Origin of the sequence: Geobacillus sp. B4113_201601 (assembly GCF_001587475.1) — a bacterium.
Classification (GTDB): domain Bacteria; phylum Bacillota; class Bacilli; order Bacillales; family Anoxybacillaceae; genus Geobacillus; species Geobacillus icigianus.
Map to the genome: position 1 here is coordinate 53,400 of NZ_LQYX01000048.1, position 3,001 is coordinate 56,400.

General features: G+C 42.3%; 3 protein-coding genes and 1 pseudogene. All 4 read left to right on the forward strand.

Annotated elements, in window-relative coordinates; translation table 11 throughout:
* The coding region (locus B4113_RS18680; RefSeq protein ID WP_235597975.1) for an HNH/ENDO VII family nuclease at positions 1 to 865 on the forward strand (865 nt) is incomplete at its 5' end.
* A gap of 17 nt (positions 866 to 882) precedes the next feature.
* Positions 883 to 1,308, forward strand: a complete 426-nt coding sequence (locus B4113_RS07800; protein ID WP_033843102.1) for an SMI1/KNR4 family protein — start codon at positions 883 to 885, stop codon at positions 1,306 to 1,308.
* Positions 1,309 to 1,505: 197 nt separating this feature from the next.
* Positions 1,506 to 2,417 (forward strand): annotated as a pseudogene (locus B4113_RS18685) (pre-toxin TG domain-containing protein); the annotation flags it as partial.
* Positions 2,418 to 2,436: 19 nt separating this feature from the next.
* The gene (locus tag B4113_RS07815) at positions 2,437 to 2,811 is read left to right on the forward strand and encodes an immunity 22 family protein (protein WP_033843104.1); all 375 of its coding nucleotides are present in this window, start codon (positions 2,437 to 2,439) and stop codon (positions 2,809 to 2,811) included.
* Positions 2,812 to 3,001: the final 190 nt, after the last annotated feature.

The following is a 3,001-nucleotide window of genomic DNA, read 5'->3' on the forward strand; positions in this document are numbered from 1 at the left end:
AGGCGGGATGTTGCTATTGTCGGTTGTTCCACCGGCCAAAGGCGCCGGCATAGCCGGAAAAGCAGCGATCAAGGGAGCGAAGGCGCTCGACACCGCTTCCACCTTGTCGAAAGTGAAACATGTCGTGCACGGTGATAAAATAAAAGGGTTCTTCCAAACAATCTACCATCAAGTCGTCAAAGCGCCGTTGACGGAAACCGCCCGCCTGTTTAAGAAGCAGTGGGATGAATTCGTCGAAAGCATTGCCTCCGTTTCCTGGCAGCCGGCATATGCCGGAGTAGGCCCGGCGTCTCGGGTGTGGATGAGTGGGTCCAAGAATGAAGTTAAAGATGCTACTTTCCATATGATAAAGAGAGTTGAAGGGGAAGCAATTGGAAAAGGGATAATTAGTAGTACAACGAAGAGGAAAGTAACTACGAGACTAAAAGCTACTAAGCTATCTTCAGAAAAAATCCAATTGGATTGGTTACCTGATAAATATTCTGTTGTAGAAGTAAAAGGAACAGTTAAAGTTGCGGGTAAGGAAGTAGATGTGTCAAGAAGAGTTTACCAAATAGAGATTGATAAAAATTATGTGCCGAAAGATCCTGCAGCAGCCGGGTTGACTAATAAAGAACTGATGGCGAAGGGGAAATCTCCTTATGTTGTTAAAGAAGGAAAAGAAAGTAAAGTTGAACTTCATCATCTGATTCAAAAAGAGCCTGGGGGAATGGTTGAGATTGCTGAATCTATACATGATAAGTTCAGCAGAGAATTACATGGCTTGGTAGAGGACGGAAATAGCTTTAGAAATGATCCGTTGCTTGAAAAACAATATAATAATTTTAGAAGCAACTATTGGAAAATGCGTGCAAATGAAGATTAGAAGGGAGGAAAAATGTGATGAATGAGAAAATAAAAAAAATGGTCGAAGAGTATGGAGAGGAAAGGGATTTTTTCGGAGGCGCATCAGAGGAGGAGATCCGAAAAGCTGAAGAAATACTCGGTTTACAGTTCCCTCAAAGTTATCGTGCTTTTCTAAAGGAATATGGCTCAGGGGGTATATGTGGGGTTGAAATCTTAGGTATTGAAGGAAATCTTGGTGCTTCTGTAGTAAAAGCAACAGAAAGATGGCGAAAGTTAGGGCTAGATAAGAAACTAATTGTTATCGAAGATTCAGGAGAATTTGTTCGATGTATGTATTCGGCGGATGTTCGTGACGAAAAAGTGTATAGTTGGGTTAGAGGAGGGAAAAAACTTTCCGTTCGCTATGATACATTTGATGATTATATAATAGATATGTTTCAAGAAGGAATTGATAACTTGTAGGTATATGAGAAAATGAATGGATAAAATTCTGTGTTGAATTGGAAAACACAAATAAACCTTGATTGGCGACAAGCCTTTCAAGGTTTTTGTTTTAAAAACGAAGTTCACTGCTCGTGTGCCCTCGAAAATCTCATAAAAACAAAGAACTGATCTAGCGTACTACCGCCGCGATGCGCTAAGCGGACGAGACGCTCGCGGACAACATGAAGGAACTCGGTTTGGAACTTCTCGGCTGGTATGACGTGCAGCGCATGTTTGGCGAGTACGACCCGATCACCGGCGAGCGCCTGTCGGCCGGGGACCGATTGCTGGCGGGCGGGATGTTGCTGTTGTCGATTGTTCCTCCGGCTAAAAGTGCCGGCGTTGCTGGAAAAGCGGCGATCAAGGGGGCCAAGGCGATCGATGCCGCCTCCGCCCTTGCGAAAGTGAAACATGTCGTGCGCGATGATAAAATGAAAGCGATCGGCGACATCGCCTTTCGCCAAACCGTCCGCTCCCCTCTTGCCGAAACAGCCCGATTGTTCAAGAAGCAATGGGACGAATTAGTAGGAAACGTCGCCTCCGTTTCATGGCAGCCGGCGTATGCGGGAATGGGTCCGGCGCCTGGGGTGTGGATAAACGAAGTGAAAGATGCGTCCCTCAACATGATCAAGAAAGTTGAGGGGGAAGTGGTTGAGAAGGGGATAGGGAAGCTTGATGCCGTTCCATCAGTAAAAAATGGAGAGTTTAATAAATGGTTCAATTCACTGACTCCTGATGAGTTGGATGAAGTATGGTCTGACCCTAAATTGAGGAAGGCTATTGAAAGTAGACTTAGACATCCAGGAGGATTCCATGAGTGGCATTTAGTATCTCGAGCTCCTATTTTTAAACGCTGGGGAATTACAGCAGAACAAATCAAGGAGCTAAGAACTGCCATAGAAGATGTAAAATTTGTTAATCCAAAAGGAATCCATGGGGGAAAAGGTTCCACCAAAGCTCATAATGAATTATTAGAGATAATTGACACTTCACTAGATTATGCCACTTTTAAGAGGAGACTTCAAAATTGGGCTCATTATAGACTTGAAGGCGGTGTAGACGCGTTACCCGAAGGATTAAGACCATAAATGAAGGGGGAAAATGTTTATGGAAAGTAAAGGTTTTGTATCGCTATGGGTCGGTCATTTTAAATCCGCTAAGGAATTTCAAGAATATTTACTAGTTAAATATAATGAGGATGGTGACGCTATACCTTCTGAATTTGAAAAAGAATTTAAAATTGAATACTATGATGAGGATTTTAAAGAAACACACTTTTATAATGAACCTTCCCAAAGCTTTGAAAACCTACTCGAGGGTTTTTCATATGATAATGTAATAATCCCCAAGTTCTTAAATCTAAATAATGGTGATTTAATAGAAAAAGTAAATTCTATTGTATTACTCTATGACTTTAAATACGATGGTACGGTAAAGGAGACTCGTAATCTTAAATATATAGGATCGGTTGATTATAAATAATAAAGATAGCCTTGATTGGCCACAAGCCTTTCAAGGTTTTTCTGTTTTAAATATAACGGGGATGGTTCGATAATTCACTTCTACAGTAACACATTAGGCAGATCAAATGCTCGTCGACAACATGAAGGAATTCGGTTTCGAGCTTCTCGGCTGGTATGACGTGCAGCGCGTATTTGGCGAGTACGACCCG

What these genes read in the sequence shown, in the direction of transcription:
- B4113_RS07800 (WP_033843102.1), top strand. Translation starts at nt 883, where the DNA reads ATGAATGAGAAAATAAAAAAAATGGTCGAAGAGTATGGAGAGGAAAGG.
- B4113_RS07815 (WP_033843104.1), top strand. Translation starts at nt 2,437, where the DNA reads ATGGAAAGTAAAGGTTTTGTATCGCTATGGGTCGGTCATTTTAAATCC.